Source organism: Deinococcus peraridilitoris DSM 19664 (genome assembly GCF_000317835.1).
Lineage (GTDB): Bacteria > Deinococcota > Deinococci > Deinococcales > Deinococcaceae > Deinococcus_A > Deinococcus_A peraridilitoris.
The window spans coordinates 3,589,927-3,607,229 of the sequence record NC_019793.1 but is presented as its reverse complement, the minus strand read 5'-3'; the positions used below and the strand labels follow the sequence as shown (position 1 = coordinate 3,607,229).

Genomic DNA, 17,303 nt, shown 5'->3' with positions numbered 1-17,303 from the left:
GGTTACGGACCGCGCGATGACTCTAGACTGAGGGCATGGCCGACGCGATGCAATACGCCTTTCGCGCGCTGGCGCAACGGGCGCTCACCGAGCAGGAACTGCGCACCCGCCTCGCGCGGCGCGACGTATCCACCGAGGAAGCCGAGCGGGTCATCTCACGCCTGCGGGAACTGGGCTACCTGGATGACACTGCCCTGGCACGCGCTGCGAGTGACCGTCGCGGCGTGGGCGCCTCGCGTATCCGCTTTGACCTGAAGCGGCGCGGGGTAGACCGTCAGACCGTCGACGCGGCCCTGCTGACACGCGACCCCGAGCAGGAACGAAACGAAGCGGCACAGCTGGTGGAACGCAACCGTGAGCGATGGCTGCGTGCCCGTGATCCGCGGGCACGCGCCTACGGTTTTCTGGCCCGGCGTGGGTTCTCACCGGACGTGATCTGGTCGGTGTTGCGCGCCCTGGAAAGCGAGGCAAATGAGTTGTGAGCGCGGCGTGCCGCGCCCGGCACGCCCCCTGCCATGACACTGGACGGCCTTGACACCCTCCGGGCCCGCCGCTAGACTGCGTGGCGCGATCCGGGTTTCCCGGCAAGCGCGTGGTTCGGGGCGTAGCGCAGCCTGGTAGCGCACTTCGTTCGGGACGAAGGGGTCGGAGGTTCGAATCCTCTCGCCCCGACCACAGGAAGCTGGCCCCACAGGGCCAGCTTTTTATTTGGACAGACGAATGAATATTCTTGCCATTGCCGACCTGCACCTTTCAGCGGTGCATCCGAAACCCATGACGGTATTCGGACGGCAATGGCATGGGCATCCCGAGGCTATTTTCGATCGCTGGCAGGACACCGTACAGGAAGACGACCTGGTGCTGCTGCCCGGCGATCTGTCGTGGGCAATGAAGCTCGACGACGCCCTCGTCGATCTGGAGCACGTGGCAAAGCTGCCAGGACTCAAAGTGATCTCCCGTGGGAATCACGATTACTGGTGGCCGTCGATCAGCAAGCTGCGTGCGCAGTTGCCGCGCGGGATGTTCGCAGTGCAAAACGACGCCCTGCGCTTTGGTGATGTGGCCATCTGCGGAACACGTGGCTGGGTGGTGCCCGGCAGCGACGAATTCAGCGCGGACGACGAGCGGATTTACAAGCGTGAGCTGGAACGGCTGCGGCTGGCCCTCGAAGCCGCGCGCCTGACAGGTGCGCCTCGCACGGTGCTGATGCTCCACTACCCTCCGACCTCGCTGCACTTCGCCCCAACCGGCTTTACTGACCTGATCGATCAGTACCGGCCCGAAGCGGTGGTCTATGGTCATCTGCACGGCGTACCGATCGAGCGCAGCCTGCGCATGTGGAATGGCATTCCCACGCACCTGGTGGCGGCCGATGGTCTCTTCTTCCGGCCCAGAAGAATCTTGTAATCCGCTCAAGATTCCTGAGGATTCTGCCGGCGGTCCAGAAAAAACGAGTGCAGCAACGCGGACGCTTCGCGCGCGCGCACACCGCGGGTGATGCGGGGCCGGTGACTCCACGGGGCGCGCGACACGTCCGACAGACCGCCCAGCGCGCCCAGCTTGGGGTTATCGGCTCCAAACACGATTTCGCCAATCCGCGACTCGACGGCTGCTCCGTAGCACATCAGGCAAGGCTCAAGCGTCACCACCAGGGTGCAATCGTTTAAATAGGGGGTCCTCAGGATCTGCGACGCTCGCTGCAATGCCAGCAGTTCCGCGTGGCGCGTCATGTCGCCATCCTGGCGCGACGTGTTGCGTGCCGAAGCGATCACCTGCCCGTGGTATACGACCAGCGCCCCCACCGGCACCTCCCCCGCGACTGCGGCCTGGGCGGCCAGACCCAGAGCCTCGCCCATCTCGGTCCACCAGGGCGCTTCTCCTCCTCCCAGACCAGCCGGTCGAAACTCAGCGTCGCTGTCGCTCGCCCAGACGGGTGGTCTCAGGCCGATCCACTGGACACGTTCGCCCTCGCACAACAGCCAGATCCGGTCTCGCTCCGCACGGGGTACCTTGCGGTCGCTCAACAGGTCGGACAGCTTGCGCGTTCCGCCGCCCAGTCGGATCCGGTCGCCGGGTCGGCGGTGACGGCGCTCCCAAGACGCCGGAAACGCAAAGTCCGGGATAGGCCATTCCACGGACGTCAGGTGAAGTGCTCCGCCCGTGACGGTCACGTCGCGACCGCCGGGCAGTGTGACGTGCCGGGTATTTCCTTCACGCAGGGCCCCAGACAGGCGTTCCACGTGGTCGGCGTGAAAATCGAGCCGGGCGCCCCGCAACTGCTGCGCTACCAGACGGCGCAGCACTGCGGGCGACTCACGCTCCAGCGAAGCATGAGGAGGCACCGAGGAGGCCAGTGCGCCCAGCAGCGCCTCGTCCTCGGCCTGCCAGGCTGCCAAGCGGGCCAGCACAGCGTGAAGTGACGGGAACCGTGAGCGCAGATTCGGCAGCACGTCATGCCGCAACCAGTTGCGGGTAAATGCGCGGTCGAGGTTGCTCGCGTCCTCGCGCCAGCCCTGCCCGAGCTGACACAGGTAAGCTTCGATGTCGCTCCGCTCGACGTTCAGCCAGGGACGCACGAGATGGCCGGACACCGGGGCGATGCCGGTCAGGGCGTGTTCGCCGCGCAGCAGCTGGTGCAGCACTGTTTCGGCCTGGTCTCCGCGGGTGTGCGCGGTCAGGATGGTATTCAGCGTACGCTGCCGCGCAGTCTGTGCCAGAAAGGTGTACCGGAGGGTGCGGGCGGCCTGCTCCACCGTCCAACCGCGCGCGCGCGCCACACCCGCAACGTCGGCCCCTCCGAGCGCCAGCGCCAGCCGGAATTCCTTGCAGAGGGCCTCGACCCAGGCTGCGTCGTCACCTGAGTCCGGTCGCAGCCGGTGGTCGAAGTGCGCCACCGTGACCGTCGCCCCGACTTCCTGCAGGGCCCGCAGCAGGCCAACCGAATCCGCACCGCCGGACAGGGCCAGCAGCACCTCCTTTCCGGCAAAGCGACGCAGCGGCAACAAGAGCGGCGTCACGAAGCGCCACCCCACAAAAGGATCATTTCGCTGCCAGTCGGCGTGTCGGGCACCATGACACAACATCCGCAAGAGAAGACGGCTGCCCAGTTTGTGGGAGCGTACTTCTTCTCGCCGTCGGAACGCTGCACCCTGGCATTCTAGGCGCAACCCGGTCTCCCCGGGAGCGACGGACCCGTACAATGACCGTATGGGTTTACGCGTGGGTGAAACGGCGCCAGCCTTCAGCGCCCGCAGCGACGACGGGCGCGCTGTCGAGCTGAGCGCCCTGCGCGGACGCTGGGTGGTGCTGTTCTTTTATCCGAAGGCCGGGTCGATGGGCTGCGCACTCGAAGCCGGACGCTTTGAATCGTCACTCCCGGAGTTCGAACGCCTCAACGCCACGGTGATCGGCGTGAGCACGGACACCGAGGCGTCACAGGCAAAGTTCCGGCAGAAATGCTCCCTGAGCTTTCCGCTGCTTCCCGATGGCGACCGGCAGATCGCCGCTGCATACGGCGTGATGGGCGGGCTGATGAAAGTTTTCGGACGCAGCAGCCGTCAGACCTTCCTCATCGATCCGGCGGGAAACATCGTGCACCACTGGAGCCGGGTCAATCCCCTGCGTCACGCAACGGACGTGCTCGCGGAACTGGAACGGATTCAACAACGTCACAACGCGGGGTAAGCGGTGGCCTTGTTGAGGCGCAGCTTGTCAGTAAAGCCGGTGCGTGGGCCCTTGGACAGGCTGAGGCCAAAGTAGCCTTTGCCCGTGTGCGCCACACGGTCCAGAATGCTTCCCTTTCCACCGTTGAGCGTGATCCGCTTTGCCACGCCGGCGACCAGGATATCCTTGGCGATCTGCACCCCGCCTGCAGCATCCTCGCACGCATACACACCCTGATAAGAAGGGCAGTTGGGAAGGGTCTCGCGCAAATACACCGTCAGCTCACGTTCACCGGGCGCGCCGCTGTAGAGCGCTTCCATCTCAAGGCGCTGCAGCGTGATGGTGCCGGGAATCGTTTGACCTTTGAATGCGTCTGTTTCCAGGTACAACACCATGCTCGAAGGTTCAATCAACGGCGGAACGGGGACTTCGAGATCGAGATTCACACTCTGGGCTGGCAAGGGAATGGTTCCGCAAGCGGTGAGCGGCAAGGCCAGCAGAAACAGGGCAAGTCGGTGGGTCATGATTCATTCAGTGTGACGCGAACGGTCTGACGCCGTATGAAAAGCCGGCAGACAGCGGTCCACCAAAGCATCACGTTGCGTACCGATCGCCGCCAATGCCGGTCCGGAAAGTCTGGCGGGGAGCCGGAAGCACGGCGCGCCTGCAAAAAAGGGGCATCAGCACCACCCTCGATCTGATGGGCGCACTCTATACTCCTGCGAGTCAGGCCCCGGCCTGCAGGAGACATTATGAAAGTGCGACTGAAAGCTGGCCGGGAACGCAAGATACTCGGCCGTTATCCGTTTGGCCACACCGGTGACATCCTTGACGCAGAGGCCGGAATCGGCGCGGGCGAAGTCGTCGACGTCCACGGTGAAAGCGGGGCTTTTCTGGGACGCGGTTATTTCAACGCCGAAGGCGGCACCCCGCTGCGCATGCTGACCCTGCAAAAGGAAGCCATCGATGCTGCGTTTTATCGGCGCCGCCTGGAAATGGCCTTGCAGCGGCGCGAGGGGCGCATCCAGGACACCAACGCCCAGCGGGTGGTCCACGCGGAAGCGGACGGCCTTCCGGGCGTGGTGGCCGACCAGTTTGGCGAGGTGCTGGCGGTGCAGCTTCGCAACGCCGGGGTAGAGCGGCACCGTGACCTGATTCTGGGGGCGCTGCGCGAGGTCACCGGTGCCGCCCACGCCTTCGAGCGTTCGGATACGTCAGAGCGCACCAAGGAGAGCCTGGCCTACAAAACAGGACCGCTGTGGGGTGAAGTTCCAGAACGCGTCACCTTCTTCGAGGACGACCTCGAGCTGTTCTTTTCGCCGCTAGAAGCGCAAAAAACCGGCTTCTTCCTCGATCAGCGCGACAACCGGCGCCGGATGCGCTCGCTCATCCGTGCGGGAGACGCCCTGCTCGACGTCTACAGCTACACCGGGGCGTTCTCGCTGCACGCCGCGCTCGCCGGAGCCAAAACCCTGGCCATCGACAAGGACGCTTTCGCCCTGGGCACGCTCGAACGGGTGGCCCGCGCCAACAAGGTCGAGCGCCTGGTCGGCAGCCGCCTGGGGGACGCGCTGGAAGCCCTAAAGGGACTGGAGGCCGAGAAACGCCGCTTTCAGCTCGCCGTCTTCGATCCGCCGACGCTGGCCAAGCGCAAGGATGACGTGCCGCGTGCCAAGCGTATTTTCTCCGAGGGCACCGCCAGCGTGATGCGCATGCTCGACAGTGGCGCTCACCTGCTGGTGTCCAGCTGCGCGCATTACCTGCGCGTCGAGGAGCTGCTGGACGCCACGCGGGTCGCGGCCGGCGAGGCGGGCGTGAGCGCTGAAGTGCTTGACGTCACGTACCAGCCGGCTGATCATCCCTGGATGCTCGCCGTACCCGAAAGCCTCTACCTCAAATCACTGCTGCTGAGGATCGAACGGTGAGCGCCGAGCAAAATCTGGAGGTCGTCTTCCCTGCTCCACCGGAGCCTCGCTATCCGGGAGGCTGCACGCTAGAGCCAGCACCGTTCGTACTTGATTTTCTGGTGAACTGGCGAGCGGACATGCAGGCGGGTGGGGTCGCTTATCAGGACGTGGTGGTTCTGGACTTGCTGCGGACGCTGCTGCGGCAGCCTGAGCGGTACGGCGTCACACCCCAGGCCGCGCAACACGCCCGGGAGCGCTTTCTGGAACTGGCGACCCCGCTGCTGGAGCGCGAAGGCGGCCGACGCGCCTGGCTCGAGCACGAATTCGAGCGCTGACGGATCAGTTAAGTAGCTCCCACTTGAGTTTTGGTGTTCTCCCAAAACGTGGGGCGAGCGGAGGCGAGTCGGGGAAGCGTGTCTGCCGCTGGGTTCTGTAGTTCTGGGTGCTGTTCCCCGAACGGAAGATCTGAAGCGGTAGACACTTAACGCGTGGCCCGGGCAAGACGCTCGATGCCCGGGCCGATCCGGAGCGGAGACAGGTGAGCGAACGCCAGCAGCACGGCGGAAGGCTGCGGTGTCAGGGCATACTCGGAGGCAATTCCGACGCCTACGCCCGCTTCCCCAGCGCGCCGCCTCACTTCTTTCTCGTCAAGCTCGGGGGGCAGCTCCACGTACAGGTGCAGCCCGGCCCCGCTGAAGCGCGGTCGCCAACTCGGCAGGTGGCGCTCCAGTGCGGCCCGGAGGGCCTCGGCGCGCTCTTCGGCCAGTCCACGGGCGTACCGGACGTGCCGAGCATACTGCCCGCCTTGCAGGAATTCGGCCAGCGCGAGGGCGTCCAGCGTGGGAGGCTGGCGGTCGGTGAGTGCGCGTGCCCGCGCCAGTGTGCGCACCAGGCGGGCCGGCGCGACCAGGTAGCCGCTGCGCAGCGCGGGGGCGAGGCTTTTGGAGAAGGTGCCCACGTAGATCACGCCGTGGGGTGAGAGACCCTGCAAGGCCGTGAGGGGACGCGAACCGAATCGAAATTCCGAGTTGTAGTCGTCCTCGATCACCCAGGCGCCCGTGCGCCTCGCCCACTCGAGAATCCGCATCCGCCGCTCTGCTGGCAGGATCGCCCCGGTCGGAAATTGATGAGCGGGCGTCACGTACAGCAACGTGGCCTCGCTTGGCAGGGCTTCGGGCATCAGGCCGTCCTCGTCAACAGGAACCGCGTGAATGTGCGCGCCGGCAGCCTCGAAAACACGGCGGGCCCCCAGGTAGCCGGGGTCCTCGACGGCCACGTGGCGGCCTGGCTCCAGAAACACCCGCGCCAGGGCGTCGAGGCTGCCCTGCGACCCCGACGTGAGCATCAGCATGTCTGGGGTGGCCTGTACGCCGCGTTCGCGTCGCAGGTACGCCACCAGCGCCTCGCGAGTCTCGAGCGGTCCCAGCTCGTCGCCGTACCCGCCGCGCTGAAGATCACGCGACCGCGCCGAAAGCGCCTGGGCCCAGGCCTCGCTGGGAAAGATGTCGGTGGGCACCTGACCGGGGCGGAAATCGAATTCGAAGTGCAACTCTGCTTCCCGGGCAGGTTCGGCGGCCAGGGCGCGCTCGGCCCAGCCACTGAGGTGCAGGGGCGGATGCTGATCCTCGGTCTGGGACAGCGCGCCTCGGGGATGCTCGGGGGCCAGGCTGGGCGCCACGAAAGTACCCGACGCCGGGCGCGCCACCAGGTAACCTTCCACCATCAGCAGTTCGACCGCCTCGATCACCGTGTTGCGGGCGACACCCCACTCGCGCGCCAGCTCACGCGAGGAGGGCAGGCGCCGGCCAGCCGGCCATTCTCCACTCAGGATGGCCGCGCGCAGGCTGCGGTACACCCGGCGGTACAACGCTTCCGCGCTTTGAGCGGGCAACAGGTCCACGCTGTCAGTCTAGAGCGTTTGTCCATTCCACCCTTGGAGGAAGACACTCCATCAATTCCATTGTCTTGGGCAGAACGGACGCGCGCAAGCCCTCAAACCGCTTTGAGGGCTGCTCTGCGCAAGACGCCCATGAGGACGCCTGCCCGCGTCTTGGGCAGAACGGACGCCCTGAAGGACGCCTGCCCGCTTCCAAACGCTCCTGGTCAAGGTCACTCGCTCCCCGCGCTGACAGCGTGCCCAAAAGCGGTTTCGGGCACTGCGCGCTCTCCGCTCGGTCAAAGACATTGATCAAAAACCGATCCATGTCTTTGACAACCGCTGTAGGTTGCGGCACGTCTTTTCGGTGGGCCGACTTGCCTCAGGCACTGCACTCACGACTGCACTCACGGTCAAGTGCCGAGTTTTGAGTTTTGATCCGTGTGCAGACTGCCCTTGCCGGCCTGAAGCGGCCACGTGATCCGGCGAACCGGCAGTTGCCGGTCGTGAACGCCCTGCACTTCTCGGGGCGCACGGTTTTGCGGCGCGAACACTGAGCAAAAACACCATATTTCGCCTCGCGAGGTCACTACAATGACGGTCGTGCCGCAGCCCGTGTCATCGCTGCTTCGTGAATATCAGGATTACGTGCTGGCTTACCGTCTGCGCGTCGCCGTGGGAGGCCGCGTGACACCTGCCGACGCCCTGCTGTCGATCTCGCGCTACGCGCGCAAACGCCTTGAGCGGCAGGCACTTGCCCGGGCGCTGGTGAACAAGGAAATTCCGCTTTCCGGCCTACGGGACATCGACCGTCTCACTTCGGAGACCGCTTTCGGCTTCTGGCACAACCCCTCCGAAGTCGCGGAGTTCCTGCGGGCCGCCCTGCGGCAGGGCGGCCACCCGGCGCTGGGCGATCCCGGAGTGTTTGCCGGGCTTTTCACGCCCGATGAACACCAGCGTCTTGGCGACCGACTGCTCCCGGTGTGCGAGTACTACCTTACCTGCCTCAGCCTCGCGGCACCGGGAATCGACCCCGCTGCACTCGAGCACCTGTACGCGCGCATTGAGGCTTTCGATCTGCCGCTGTTTGTCGACGATCTGCCGCAGGGCGAACCCACGTCCTGATGAGCTGGCAACCCCGGCGCCGTTTCACCTGCTAGACTCCTCCACGACATGACCACCCCTGGCGATCCTGCGCGCCCTGCTTCTTCGCGGGGCGTTTTTTTGCTGGCCGGTCCGAGCAGCAGCGGGAAAGGGACAGTGGCGCGCGCCTTGCTCGCCCGGGGTCTGGTGCACTCGCATGTATCGATGGGACAGTTGCTGCGCGACATCGTGGCCACCACGCGCCGCGACCGGGTCCAGCGGGCTGAGGTGAACGCTGAACTTCGCGCCCTGCTTCCCGACGGCGCCCGCGATCCGCTGGGCGAAGTCGAGCGCTGCATGGGCGCCGGCCTGCTGATTCCGAATGTCTGGACGCAGCACCTCATCTCACGGCAACTTCGGGAGTCTTTGACGTTGCAGCAAGGACGCTGGTTGCTCGACGGTTACCCACGCCGGGTAGTGGTCGCGCGGCACCTGTTGACCACGCTCCAGGCACTCGATCTGCCGGTGCTGAAAGTCGTTCACCTGAACATCGACGCCGCAGAGCAGGCCCGACGTTCACTCGCCCGACGCCGGGACGACGACTCCCCCGAGGCAATAGCGCGCCGCTGGGCCATCTACGAGCAGGAGGTGTTGCCCACCATTGCGTTTCTGCGCGGCGCGTTGCCGCCCGGAACGGTGTGTGACATCGATGCCTCCACGCCGGGCATGACGGTGGCCGACGGTGAACGTGAATTGACCGCCCGAGTGCTGTCTGCACTGTTGTGAGGCCCAGGCCACCCGGAACCCGCAGTAAGCTGTGCTGTGCTTGGGCTGCTGCGGTCGCTGTTGCCCCGCGCCTGTCCGGGCTGCGGGGTGTCACTTGACCGATCCTGCGGCTGGTGCGGGACCTGCCACGAACACCTGCGTGCCGAAGTGAGCGCGCACTCGGTGCTGTCACGGCAAGCGCACCCGCACCTCGTGTCGCTGGGACGTTACGAGGGGCCGCTGCGCCGGGCGGTGCAGGCCCTCAAATACGAGGGAAGCCGTGAAGTCGCGCGCGCGATTGCCCGGGAGCTGGCGGGCGCCGTCCCGGAGAGCTGGCACCCTGAGGTGGTGTGCGCGGTTCCCCTGCACGAGCGCCGTTTGCGCTCGCGTGGTTACAACCAGGCGGCGCTGCTCGCCGGCGCCCTGGCCCACGGGCTCTGCGTTCCTCACCGCGAACTGCTGAGCCGCGAACGTTTTACCTTACAGCAGGCCCGACTGTCGGCCAGTGAGCGGCGGGCCAACGTGGAGGGCGCCTTCCGGACGGTTGGCGCCGTTCCATCACGTGTGCTGCTGGTCGACGATGTGCTGACGACCGGCACCACCCTGGCCGAATGCGCGCGGATGCTCCGGTGCGCGGGCGCCGATCAGGTCTACTTTGCGGTGGCGGCCCGCTGAATACGGCGAACAGACCGCCCACGTCCTTGAGCAAACCCTGAGTCTTCAAGTCGGTACCTGCGCCTTTGACTACGCTTATCCCATGAGTCTGTACGGCGTTCACGCCCGCATTGCCGACGAGATACGCGCGATGCTGAATGATTTGTTCACCGTGCAGGTGCGGGAAGCGGATCAGGCCAAACTGCGTGATTTATTGACGCAGTTCGCCAGCGATTTTGCCGGACGCAAACTGAACGAAGAGGAATTCGCGTTCGTCCTGCGCGATGGTGAAGGTGCCTTTGACGCCTTGCTGCATCATCTGGAACAAGTCCGCCTGCGCCGACTCGAAAACCATTCTCATCCCGAACCCCTTGGCCACGTGGATTCGGACTGAGCGCTCGGCGAGCGTTCAGAGCAGGTTGCGCTCTCCCGCGCGCACCGGGAAATCAAGCCAGTTGGCTTGAGGTGGCAACGGGCAGCTCCATCCTTCGCTGTAAGCGCAGTAGGGATGGTAGGCAAAGTTGAAGTCCAGCAGCACCTGATCGCCCTGCACCTGCGCTTCGACGTACCGGCCCGCCCCGTAGGTTTCCTTGCCGCTCGTGGCGTCACGAAACGGCACGAACAACTGGGTGGGTGCACGCTCACCGGGCGGCGCATACAGGTACAGCTCCGCGCCGCCCTCGGGCAACTGCACATGGGCGGTGGCGTACAACGCGTACGTCTGCAGCTCGCCGGTGCTGGTGAGCAGCTCGGTCTCCTCGCCGTGAGCAAGGGCAAGGGACGTGATCAGGCGGTAAGCGGGGTCGGGTGGATAGTACGCCAGCCCGGCAAAATCGTTTCTGGTTCGTTCGGAAAGCGGTGACTGCCGCGTGCGAAAAAAGTCGTCTTTTGTGCGGCGGTGGTCAAGTACCTCGCTGACATAGTCGTTCATGCTGACAGTAAAGAGGGAGGCGGGGTGCCCGAAGGTAAAGCGGTTTGCACTTGACCGACCGTGCTCCTTACCAGTCGACTTTGAAGCGCTGCCCTTCGATCTCGATCTCGTCGCCTCGCCGCAGCTTTTTGCGGCGGCGTGTTTCGGTTTCACCGTTGAGTTTCACTTCACCACCCTGAATCAGATACTTCGCTTCGCCACCCGTGCCAACGAGGCCCGCGAATTTCAGCCAGTCTTGCAAGTCGATGGTAGGCTCGTCGGTCATGAGCGCATGATGCCAGAATTCGCCGAGGCATGAAACGCCCGCGCTCCCTGCCAGAACGCAAAAGCGCGCCGGTGGGCGCGCCTGCGGAAGTTTGCAGTTGAGGAGGCCAGCGGTCCGGCGTTTACGGCAGTGTGTAAAACTTCGAGAAGAGCTGCAGGTCGACCCCATCGACTTTACCGTCACCGTTCAGGTCGCCGGGCAGGCCACTGCCGTTTTTGCCGTAATTGGCCGTGAGAATGGCAAAATCCGCCAGGTCGATGCGTCCGTCGGCGTTCAGGTCCGCGCCGCCGTACCGTGCCCGCACGTCTTGCGGGGTCGCGTTTTCGGGCAGGCCCAGCACCCGCGCGGCTTCCAGTTTGACTGCCTGCGCCAGCGGCAGCGGTCCGTTCGGGTTGAATTCGACGACGCGCTCGCCGCCACGAGTCAGGCTGCGGCTCACCACGTCAGGATTGAAGGCCGGAACGCCACCCAGGCGAAAGGTGGGACCGGCGGAAGCAACGAGGGTAAAGGTCACGTCGCCCGTGCCCAGTTCCTGCAGTGCCTGCCGCAGGGCCACTTCGACTTCGGGGCTGCCGGGTCGGATCTGTACGTTCACGGCCCCGGCCACTGTGCCCAGCAAGGCCAGCAATGCGAGGGCCAGCAGTGCGACGGTTTTCCTCACCGTCCCGTTCACTGGCTCCCCCGCGCGCGCAGGAGCGCTGCCTTGAACGCTGCGAGTTCCGCGGGGTCACCGCCCTCCACGCGGGCGTTGGCAATTCGGTAGATGCCCTGGTTGAAGCCCACCACCGGACTGTCCATCAGGCCAGTGTAGAGCAGCAGGACCGCTTCATCGTTGACGCGTAGGGTTGGTGCGTTCTCGACTCCTTCGAGTACCCACATGGCAGGCGTGTTGTCGATCACCGGAAGCGAAGCGGCATTGCCGGCGAGCGTCTCGACCAGGTTCAGCCGGTAGACCGTCCAGCGCTGACCGTCTCGCTCCTGAGCCGTGACGGCAGCCACACGCGCCTGCACGATCACCTGCGCCTTTCTGGCCTGCTCGGTCAGCGACAGCTTGGGAGCCACCGTGGCCTGAGCGACCGAACCGAGCAATGCTGCGGCCAGCAGGAGGCGCCTCATCGCGTCCCCCCGGCGGGCGGCTCACCAATCGTGGGCACGGAAGGCGTGCCAGGGTCTTTGCCCTCCTCGTCATCCTGCTCACCCGTGTCGCCGTCGGTTTCGTCCTGTGTGTCGTCGGGCGGACTTGCGGGCGGCGTGCTCTCGGTTGGCTCGGTTGGCGTGCTCGGCGCGGCGGGAGTGCTGGGCGCGCTGTTGGTAGGGCCGCTGGTGGGGGTTTCGCCCGGCGTCGCCGGAGTGCTGCCGGGTGCCGGAGTGGCGGGTGCGGGCGTGGCCGCCCCCTGGGGCACGCAGGCCTGGGCGGTCGCGGCGGGCACCTGTGGCACCTGAACGCTGGGCGTAGCCGCCCCGGCATTCTGTGCGGGTGCAGGCTGCGCGGCTGGAGCAGAAGCAGGAGCAGCGGACGGTGTGGAAGCCGTGGGGGTTCCGGTGGCAGGTGGACTGTTCTGCGCGGTATCCGGCGTGGCACCGGTGCCCGCCGGGGTCGTCGCCGTAGCGGGGGGGGTGGCGGCTGGGGCGGGATTTGGTGTGCCCGGAGCTGCAGAAGTGCTCCCCGCCGGAGCAGTCGGCGGGGTCGTCGGCGCAGTCGTCGACCCGGCCGTTCCCTGGCCCGCATTGCCCGCCGCGGCAGTGCCGCTCGGCGCAGCAGTTGTCGGCGCAGCAGTTGAAGGAGCTGCGGTTCCGGTCGGCGCGGCAGCACCGGGGGTCGCCCCCGCGGGCGCCGAGGCTGCCGGGGTCGTGCCGGAGCCTGGGGCCGGGGCCGGGTTCGAGGCGGCACTTCCCGCAGGGGCACACATGACGGTTGCCGCTCCGAATTTCTTCTCGGCGATCAGCTTGCCGTCACCTGCCGCCGAAGTAAACGCAACCTGGGCTGCGTCCAGGCGGGTCGGTTGGGCGAAGCGCAGGCCGATCAGGGCTACGTTCGAACCGGTGGTGGGCTGGCGCACGAAACCCAGATCGAGGGTCAGCAGGGTGCCGCTCTGCTTCCAGAGCAGCAACTGCCCGCCGCTCCCCGTCTCGACCCGCGTGACCTGCACTCCTGGCGGCAGTTGCCAATGGAAACGGGCCGCGCGGGTTTCGCGCGGAAAGTCGATGCGCAGCGGAATGCGGGTGTCCGAACGAAATTCCCCGGCTGGAAACGCGGGAACAAGACCCAGGGGCGGCAGTTGTCCCACTGACACTGCGAACGTCTGTGCGCGGGTGGAGAGGTTGGCGTCGGTCGCCTCCACGATGAACTGGAAACGGCCCTGGGTGGTCGGCGTGCCCTCCAGGCGCCGCCCGTTCAGGCGCAGACCAGGGGGTAGGGTACCGTTCGTGACGCGCAGGGTATAGGGATTGACTCCACCGGCCACCTGAAGGTCGGCCCCGAACGGCTCGAATTGGTAAGCGGTGGGCAGGTTGGTGGTATTGAAGCGCAGCACCTCACGGGCACCCGTGCTGCCCGTGGCGGCGTTGTTGGCACCGCAGGCCGCCAGCGCCAGCGCCAGCCCGAGGGGAGCGAGATTGCGTAGCATGGCCCAAGTGTACGGTCCGACAAGATGAAATTGCGACCAAACGGGCCCTCATGTTTTATCTGGAGTTGCATCCCGTTTGTCTCAGTGCGGCAAAGGGCTGCCGCCCGGGCGGGGAAATCGGGAGCGGATCTCGTCTGGCAATAAGCAGGTATGCCGCTGTATCAGGCCTTCTGACTGGGTACAATCCGGGCGTGACTCTGACCCATGAGCAACTGAAGGCAGGAACCCGCCTCGGCCGCTACACCGTGCAGCGCAGCGAGCGCCTGCCGGAAATCGATGCGACTTTCTACGAGCTTCGACATGACCTCGGCAGCCGCCACGTGCACATCGCGCGTGAGGACGACAACCTGACGTTCACGGTGCTGTTTCCCACCGTACCGCAGGACTCCACCGGCGTGGCGCACATTCTGGAGCACATCGTGCTGGCCGGATCGCGCCAATTCCCGGTCAAGGACCCGTTCTTCTCGATGCAGCCGCGTTCTCTCAATACCTTCTCGAACGCGTTTACAGCGTCGGACTGGACAGCGTACCCGTTCAGTACCCGCAACGAGCAGGACTTTTTCAACATGCTCTCGGTCTACCTTGACGCCGCGTTTTTTCCGCTGCTGCGCAAGGAAACCTTTCTGCGCGAAGCCTGGCGCCTGGAGTTCGATCCCATCGACGATCCGCAGGGTGAACTGAAGCTGCAGGGCGTGGTCTACAACGAGATGAAGGGCGGCATGGCGTCGGCGTCCTCGCAGATGCACCGCGCCCTTGGAAAAGCCCTCTACCCCGACCTGACCTACGCGGTGAACTCGGGAGGTGAGCCGACCAATATTCCCGACCTCACGTGGGAAGGGCTGCGTGATTTTCACGCCCGTCACTACCATCCCAGCAACGCCTACTTCTTTACTTACGGAAATCTGCCCATCGAGCGCTTTCTGAACGCCATCGAGGCGCAGGTCATGTCGCAGTTCGCACCGCTGGAGCTCGATGTCGGCATTCCCGACCAGCCTCGCTTCGACACCCCGAAGCAGGTCGAGGTGGCTTACCCGTCGAGTGACGCGGCCACCGGCGCTCAGGTGCTGCTGGCCTGGATGGTCGCGCCCAGCTTCGACAGCTTCGATGTGCTGCGCTGGAACGTGCTCTCCGACGTGCTGCTCGGCAATCCGGCCGCGCCGCTGCGCCGCGCACTGATCGAGTCGGGTCTGGGCAGCGCCACGGCCGACCTCACGGGATACCATGACGACTTTCGGCAGTCGGCCTTTGCAGCCGGCCTCAAGGGACTTTCGATCAGTGAGAACGCCGACATCGCCGATTCGGTTGAGGCGCTGGTCCTGGGCAGCCTGCAGCGGATTGCCGACGAAGGCATCGAAACCGAGCTGGTGGACAGCGCCATCCACCAGCTCGAACTGTCGCGCAAGGAAGTCAGCAATTCAGGCTGGCCATATTCGCTCAAGGTCTTTTTCCGCTTCGCGAGCACCTGGCTGTACGGTGGTGATCCACTGCGTGCGTTGCGTCTCGAAGAAGACCTTTCGCGCCTGAACACCTTGCGCGCCCAAGGCGGGTTTTTTGAACGGATGATCCGTGAGGAGCTGCTCGACAACCCACACCGGGTGCGTCTCGTGCTGCGCCCGGACCCGGCGATGCCCGAGCGGCAGCTTGAAGAGGAGCGGTCGCGTGTGAGCGCGCTCAGTGCCGAGTTCACGGATGAGGACCGGCGCGCGGTCGTTGAAACGGCGGTGGAACTTGCCCGGTTGCAGGAGCAGCCTGACGATACGAGCGTCCTGCCGACGCTGGAGCTGCGAGACATTCCCCGCGGCGTGCCCCGTCCAGCGTACGGGGTACAGCAGGGCGCTGGGGCCACGGTGGGGCGAGCGCCGCAGCCGACCTCGGGGGCGGTGTACCTCGACGTTCAGCTGAACGTCGGCGCGCTGCCCACGCCGCTGCTGGACGTTCTGCCGCTGTACGCTTACGCGCTGACCCGCTCGGGTGCCGGTGGGCTCGACTACGTCGGGCTGTCGAGGCGCATCGAGGCGCAGACCGGTGGCGTGAGCGCTTCGGCAGGGGTCAGCACCGGACCGGACGATCTGGATGACGTGCGAGCCAGCTTCACGGTGAGTGGCAAGGCCCTGTCGCGCAATGCTGCTCACCTGGTGGACATCGTGCACGACCTGCTGGCCGAACCGGCCTTCGACCTCGCGCGGCTCACGCAGCTGACGCGCCAGCAGCGGGCAGGCATGGAGTCGGGCGTGGTGTCCTCTGGTCATGTGTACGCGCGTGGTCTGGCGACCGCACAGCTGAGCAGCGCCGCCGCCTTGGCCGAGCGTCAGGGTGGACTCAGCCAGCTGGCCCGCCTGAAGGGCCTTGACGATGAAGCCAGGCTGACCGGGTTGCTCGAGGATTTTGCCGAGATCACGCGCGCGCTGCGCGCGACCCGGGCTCGCGTACTGCTGACGGCGACGCCGGCAGATCTGGAGCTGGACCTGAGTCCCGTCACAGGTCTGTTCGGCGGTGGCGAGGCACGCACTCCTGAAATCGCCCTGCCCAGCCGCGTGCCTCAGGCCCGCACAACCGACGTGCCGGTGTCCTATCACGCGAAATCGTTCCGGGCCGTGCCCTACACGCACCGGGATGCTCCGGCGCTGCTGGCGCTCGCGCACCTGTTGCGCAGCGAATACATGCTGCGAGAGCTTCGCGAGAAGGGTGGCGCGTACGGTGGATTTGCGACCTACGATCCACAGGGGGGCCTGTTCGGGATGCTGTCGTACCGCGATCCTCGGATGGCCCGGACATATCAGGTCTTCCAGGCGGCCCGTGACTTCGTGAACGGCCCGCTGGGAGAGCGCGAACTTCGCGAAGCCATCCTGAGTGCCTCGACCCAGCTCGATCCCCTCACTTCTCCGGATACGGTGGCCCGGATGCGCTTCTTCGGGGATCAGGCGGGGTATACGCCCGAAGTGCAGGAGCGCTTCAAGAGCCGCCTGCTGGAGGTCACGCTGGGAGACATGCGGCGCGTCTTCGACGAGCATCTGCACGAGGAGGCAGCCGCGTACGCCATGGTGACGGGCCGTGACCCCAACGCAGAACTGGCCGAAATGGGCCTGCAATTCGAAGTCACAGCGATCTGACACCGTTTCGGGCGCAAGCGGTAAGGTGGCGCGAGTGCCTGCCGTGCCCGTGAAAGAGTACTGACGCGAACCGCCTGTGGTGTCACTGCCGTCACAAAACGTCACAAAACCGCAAAAGGAAGAAGACCCAACCAAGGTTGGGTCTTCTTCCTTTTGCCAGGCTCAGGAGGGGTTGACCCGCGGCATGTCGGTCATGCCCGACTGGTCCCCGGTGGGGTCATACGTCATACACTGCGCCATGTTGCCGGCCATGCCAACCTGAATCTGCCCGGCGTGGCACTCGCGGTCCTCGTTGTAGCGGCAGTCGGTGGCTCCACACGCGCCGACGATGCTCGTCTGACGTTCACCCATCTGGTCGTTCTGCGTCATGCTGCTCCTCCTTCGTTCGCCGGGACACCTTCCCGGCAGCTGGTGCTGTCCTC

19 protein-coding genes and 1 tRNA gene are annotated in these 17,303 nt (G+C 65.6%); 11 read left to right on the top strand and 9 right to left on the bottom strand.

The window, feature by feature from the left end; genetic code table 11:
* Positions 1-35 precede the first annotated feature (35 nt).
* The 3 genes from DEIPE_RS17495 (at position 36) to DEIPE_RS17485 (ending at position 1,407) form a co-directional block, all read left to right on the top strand.
* Positions 36-482: a RecX family transcriptional regulator gene (locus tag DEIPE_RS17495; RefSeq protein ID WP_015237309.1), complete on the top strand. Its 447-nt coding sequence runs from the start codon at positions 36-38 to the stop codon at positions 480-482.
* A gap of 116 nt (positions 483-598) precedes the next feature.
* A tRNA-Pro gene (locus DEIPE_RS17490) sits at positions 599-675 on the top strand.
* 45 nt (positions 676-720) lie between these two features.
* The gene (locus tag DEIPE_RS17485; RefSeq protein WP_015237308.1) at positions 721-1,407 is read left to right on the top strand and encodes a metallophosphoesterase; all 687 of its coding nucleotides are present in this window, start codon (positions 721-723) and stop codon (positions 1,405-1,407) included.
* Between the two features lie 5 nt (positions 1,408-1,412).
* Here DEIPE_RS17485 and tilS read toward each other — a convergent pair whose 3' ends face one another.
* A complete protein-coding gene (gene tilS, locus DEIPE_RS17480; RefSeq protein WP_015237307.1) occupies positions 1,413-3,017 on the bottom strand; it encodes a tRNA lysidine(34) synthetase TilS in 1,605 nt (534 codons plus the stop codon).
* Positions 3,018-3,207: 190 nt separating this feature from the next.
* Between tilS and DEIPE_RS17475 the strand changes: the two genes are divergently transcribed.
* Positions 3,208-3,684 (top strand): peroxiredoxin, encoded by a 477-nt coding sequence (locus DEIPE_RS17475; RefSeq protein WP_015237306.1) that lies wholly within the window; start codon positions 3,208-3,210, stop codon positions 3,682-3,684.
* Here the strand turns inward: DEIPE_RS17475 and DEIPE_RS17470 are convergent.
* Positions 3,669-4,187, bottom strand: coding sequence for a hypothetical protein (locus tag DEIPE_RS17470; RefSeq protein WP_015237305.1), 519 nt, complete (start codon positions 4,185-4,187; stop codon positions 3,669-3,671). The two genes, DEIPE_RS17475 and DEIPE_RS17470, sit on opposite strands and share 16 nt — an antisense overlap.
* A gap of 228 nt (positions 4,188-4,415) precedes the next feature.
* Between DEIPE_RS17470 and DEIPE_RS17465 the strand changes: the two genes are divergently transcribed.
* Both DEIPE_RS17465 and DEIPE_RS17460 read left to right on the top strand, forming a co-directional pair.
* On the top strand, positions 4,416-5,588 hold the full coding sequence (locus DEIPE_RS17465; RefSeq protein ID WP_015237304.1) for a class I SAM-dependent rRNA methyltransferase: 1,173 nt from the start codon (positions 4,416-4,418) through the stop codon (positions 5,586-5,588).
* Complete coding sequence (locus DEIPE_RS17460; protein WP_015237303.1) at positions 5,585-5,905, top strand: hypothetical protein; 321 nt, start codon at positions 5,585-5,587, stop codon at positions 5,903-5,905. Before DEIPE_RS17465 ends, DEIPE_RS17460 begins: the two co-directional genes overlap by 4 nt.
* Positions 5,906-6,051: 146 nt before the next feature.
* On the opposite strand, the gene pdxR is transcribed toward DEIPE_RS17460, so the two are convergent.
* Positions 6,052-7,470: a MocR-like pyridoxine biosynthesis transcription factor PdxR gene (gene pdxR, locus DEIPE_RS17455; RefSeq protein WP_015237302.1), complete on the bottom strand. Its 1,419-nt coding sequence runs from the start codon at positions 7,468-7,470 to the stop codon at positions 6,052-6,054.
* A gap of 570 nt (positions 7,471-8,040) precedes the next feature.
* On the opposite strand from pdxR, the gene DEIPE_RS17450 reads away from it, so the two are divergent.
* The 4 genes from DEIPE_RS17450 (at position 8,041) to DEIPE_RS17435 (ending at position 10,342) form a co-directional block, all read left to right on the top strand.
* On the top strand, positions 8,041-8,571 hold the full coding sequence (locus DEIPE_RS17450) for a hypothetical protein (protein WP_015237301.1): 531 nt from the start codon (positions 8,041-8,043) through the stop codon (positions 8,569-8,571).
* A gap of 48 nt (positions 8,572-8,619) precedes the next feature.
* Positions 8,620-9,315, top strand: coding sequence for an adenylate kinase family protein (locus tag DEIPE_RS22495; protein ID WP_015237300.1), 696 nt, complete (start codon positions 8,620-8,622; stop codon positions 9,313-9,315).
* Positions 9,316-9,462: 147 nt separating this feature from the next.
* Entirely contained in the window at positions 9,463-9,969 is a 507-nt protein-coding gene (locus DEIPE_RS17440; RefSeq protein WP_245557561.1) for a ComF family protein, read from the top strand.
* Positions 9,970-10,051: 82 nt separating this feature from the next.
* A complete protein-coding gene (locus DEIPE_RS17435) occupies positions 10,052-10,342 on the top strand; it encodes a hypothetical protein (RefSeq protein ID WP_157448916.1) in 291 nt (96 codons plus the stop codon).
* A gap of 15 nt (positions 10,343-10,357) precedes the next feature.
* Here DEIPE_RS17435 and DEIPE_RS17430 read toward each other — a convergent pair whose 3' ends face one another.
* The 5 genes from DEIPE_RS17430 to DEIPE_RS25300 form a co-directional block, all read right to left on the bottom strand.
* Positions 10,358-10,879 (bottom strand): DUF1684 domain-containing protein, encoded by a 522-nt coding sequence (locus DEIPE_RS17430; protein WP_015237297.1) that lies wholly within the window; start codon positions 10,877-10,879, stop codon positions 10,358-10,360.
* A 67-nt stretch (positions 10,880-10,946) separates the two neighbouring features.
* Complete coding sequence (locus DEIPE_RS17425; RefSeq protein WP_015237296.1) at positions 10,947-11,144, bottom strand: RNA-binding S4 domain-containing protein; 198 nt, start codon at positions 11,142-11,144, stop codon at positions 10,947-10,949.
* Between the two features lie 121 nt (positions 11,145-11,265).
* A complete protein-coding gene (locus tag DEIPE_RS24540) occupies positions 11,266-11,805 on the bottom strand; it encodes a hypothetical protein (RefSeq protein WP_041231707.1) in 540 nt (179 codons plus the stop codon).
* An 8-nt stretch (positions 11,806-11,813) separates the two neighbouring features.
* A complete protein-coding gene (locus DEIPE_RS17415) occupies positions 11,814-12,260 on the bottom strand; it encodes a hypothetical protein (protein ID WP_015237294.1) in 447 nt (148 codons plus the stop codon).
* Positions 12,257-13,771: a putative Ig domain-containing protein gene (locus DEIPE_RS25300; protein WP_015237293.1), complete on the bottom strand. Its 1,515-nt coding sequence runs from the start codon at positions 13,769-13,771 to the stop codon at positions 12,257-12,259. Before DEIPE_RS25300 ends, DEIPE_RS17415 begins: the two co-directional genes overlap by 4 nt.
* 50 nt (positions 13,772-13,821) lie before the next feature.
* Here DEIPE_RS25300 and DEIPE_RS17405 point away from each other — a divergent pair, with 50 nt between their 5' ends.
* Positions 13,822-16,881 (top strand): insulinase family protein, encoded by a 3,060-nt coding sequence (locus DEIPE_RS17405; protein WP_015237292.1) that lies wholly within the window; start codon positions 13,822-13,824, stop codon positions 16,879-16,881.
* A gap of 162 nt (positions 16,882-17,043) precedes the next feature.
* Here the strand turns inward: DEIPE_RS17405 and DEIPE_RS17400 are convergent, their stop codons facing one another.
* Entirely contained in the window at positions 17,044-17,250 is a 207-nt protein-coding gene (locus tag DEIPE_RS17400; RefSeq protein WP_015237291.1) for a DUF1540 domain-containing protein, read from the bottom strand.
* Between the last annotated feature and the right edge of the window lie 53 nt (positions 17,251-17,303).

Coding starts and splice junctions, on each gene's coding strand:
- DEIPE_RS17470 (WP_015237305.1), bottom strand. CDS start 4,187: ATGACCCACCGACTTGCCCTGTTTCTGCTGGCCTTGCCGCTCACCGCT.
- DEIPE_RS17405 (WP_015237292.1), top strand. CDS start 13,822: ATGTTTTATCTGGAGTTGCATCCCGTTTGTCTCAGTGCGGCAAAGGGC.
- DEIPE_RS17485 (WP_015237308.1), top strand. CDS start 721: ATGAATATTCTTGCCATTGCCGACCTGCACCTTTCAGCGGTGCATCCG.
- DEIPE_RS25300 (WP_015237293.1), bottom strand. CDS start 13,771: ATGCTACGCAATCTCGCTCCCCTCGGGCTGGCGCTGGCGCTGGCGGCC.
- DEIPE_RS22495 (WP_015237300.1), top strand. CDS start 8,620: ATGACCACCCCTGGCGATCCTGCGCGCCCTGCTTCTTCGCGGGGCGTT.
- DEIPE_RS17415 (WP_015237294.1), bottom strand. CDS start 12,260: ATGAGGCGCCTCCTGCTGGCCGCAGCATTGCTCGGTTCGGTCGCTCAG.
- DEIPE_RS17495 (WP_015237309.1), top strand. CDS start 36: ATGGCCGACGCGATGCAATACGCCTTTCGCGCGCTGGCGCAACGGGCG.
- DEIPE_RS17465 (WP_015237304.1), top strand. CDS start 4,416: ATGAAAGTGCGACTGAAAGCTGGCCGGGAACGCAAGATACTCGGCCGT.
- DEIPE_RS17450 (WP_015237301.1), top strand. CDS start 8,041: ATGACGGTCGTGCCGCAGCCCGTGTCATCGCTGCTTCGTGAATATCAG.
- DEIPE_RS17400 (WP_015237291.1), bottom strand. CDS start 17,250: ATGACGCAGAACGACCAGATGGGTGAACGTCAGACGAGCATCGTCGGC.
- DEIPE_RS17430 (WP_015237297.1), bottom strand. CDS start 10,879: ATGAACGACTATGTCAGCGAGGTACTTGACCACCGCCGCACAAAAGAC.
- DEIPE_RS17425 (WP_015237296.1), bottom strand. CDS start 11,144: ATGACCGACGAGCCTACCATCGACTTGCAAGACTGGCTGAAATTCGCG.
- DEIPE_RS17435 (WP_157448916.1), top strand. CDS start 10,052: ATGAGTCTGTACGGCGTTCACGCCCGCATTGCCGACGAGATACGCGCG.
- DEIPE_RS17475 (WP_015237306.1), top strand. CDS start 3,208: ATGGGTTTACGCGTGGGTGAAACGGCGCCAGCCTTCAGCGCCCGCAGC.